The following is a 2,037-nucleotide window of genomic DNA, read 5'->3' as shown; positions in this document are numbered from 1 at the left end:
ATCTTAACATTAAAGATGCTTCTAAGAAAACAGATATTACACTAAACGAAAATGCATTAAAATCACAAGAATTTGAAGAATTATGGAATCGTATAAAGTACAAGACGAACTATAAAGTTCATATTGATACAGACCAGTTAATTCAAAATATTATACATGGTACGAATGAATTTGAAGGTATGATTGATATTGAGGTTAGAGGTCGTAGCTATCAATATACAAGTGGTAAGTTAGATATTTCTGATGCTGGGTTTAGAGTTGATGATAAAACGATTACCACAGATTCTGGGTATCTAAGAAGTAGTAACTATGTTTTACCTGACATAATTACGCACTTACAAAATGAAACGAAAATAACACGAAAATCAATTGTGGAAATTTTAACTCAATCGGGTAATTTAGGTAAATTTAAACAAAATCCAATCAGTTATATGATGCAAGCAGCCAAAATTATAAATCAACATAAAGAAAATATGATTGTTGATAATATTGAATATTATAAAACTGGTGAAGAATTTAACGATCTTATCTTTAGAGATACGAGCCAAGGTTCTACTTACGTAGATGAAAGTTCCACTGATTATAAAGTTATAAACAACTCAGATAAAACTATTGTTGATTTTATTCGAACAGATTCTAATGTTGAACGAGATTTTGCTCAAGAATTGGATCAAAGTCGTAGTATTAAGTTTTATGTTAAACTACCAGACAAATTCACAATTGATACACCAATAGGCGGATATAACCCAGATTGGGCGATTGTAAAAGAGGTCGATGGTGAAAATAGAATTTATTTTATTGCTGAGACTAAAGGATCAACGAATCGAATGTCATTAAGAGTAACCGAAAGACAAAAAATTAATGCCGGTGAAAAACACTTTGATTCACTTCAGACAGGAATTGATTATGAGGTTGTTACAAAATTAGATGATTTACATTAATATGTTCATAAATAGCAACTCTTCAATAAAGGAGGGTTGCTATATGTTCTCATTAGGTTTATATAAGTAGATTGGATTTTAACAGAATCGGTTGTAAGCGTAATCAATTTGTGCTGTAGTATTAAGTACCTTGTTAATAACAATCTATCGAATTTAGAGAGGTGTTTGTAGTGAAATTAATTGAAGTAAAAATAAAAAACTTTAGAGGTTATAAAGAAGAGACAAAATTAGAATTGAATAATTTAACAGCCTTATTAGGAAAAAATGATGTAGGTAAATCTACGATTATGGAAGCATTAGAAATTTTTTTTAACAATAAAACAGTTATAATTGAGAAAGAAGATTTATCAATTAATCATGATGAGAACAACAGAGATATTGAAATAACATGCGTTTTTGATAATTTGCCTTCTAGTTTATCTATAGATACATCATCTACAACTACATTAGAGAGAGAATTTTTTTTGAATAGTGATTGATTATTAGAAATTAAAAAGAAATTCAGTGCTACTACTCAGAAACCTAAGCCAAATACAAAGATTGTATGCCAACATCCAATTAATCAAAATTATAATGACTTGTTAAGTCTCAAAAGAACAGAATTAAAGAAACGGGCAGAATATTTAAATATAGACAAAAATATATATGATGCAAGAAATAATGTGAGTATGAGAGATGCAATCTATAATGATTGCACGAATATCGAGTTAATTAGAAATGAAATTGAAGTAGATATTGCTGATGGCAAAAAAATATTTACTTCAATAGAAACTTATTTACCAGCATTTGCATTATTTCAAGCTGATAGAAATAGTTTGGACACTGATGTAGAAGTAACTGATCCTATGAAAATTGCAGTTCAACAAGCTTTAAGTACAGTAGAGAATGAAATAAATATTATTAAAACTATAGTACAAGAAAGAGCCCTAGATACAGCAAGAAGAACGTTGGATAAGCTACAAGAAATGGATGAAACACTGGCTGCTACTTTAGAACCTGAATTTAAAACAGAGCCCAAATTTGATTCTCTTTTTAAGTTAGCTATAAATTCAGATGATGGCATATCTCTGAATAAAAGAGGTAGCGGAGTAAGAAG

1 protein-coding gene and 1 pseudogene are annotated in these 2,037 nt (G+C 29.2%); both read left to right on the top strand.

Going from position 1 to position 2,037, the window contains the following annotated elements; genetic code table 11:
• Positions 1-941, top strand: a 941-nt coding sequence (locus tag ACTHW2_RS06945) for a restriction endonuclease (RefSeq protein ID WP_442263235.1), incomplete at its 5' end; no start/stop codon positions are given.
• A 161-nt stretch (positions 942-1,102) separates the two neighbouring features.
• Positions 1,103-2,037: pseudogene (locus ACTHW2_RS06940) on the top strand (AAA family ATPase); the annotation flags it as partial.

It is taken from the genome of Tissierella sp., assembly GCF_052089545.1.
GTDB lineage: Bacteria > Bacillota > Clostridia > Tissierellales > Tissierellaceae > Tissierella_A.
Note: the sequence above shows the minus strand (reverse complement) of the source record. Positions and strands in the feature narration are given on the sequence as shown.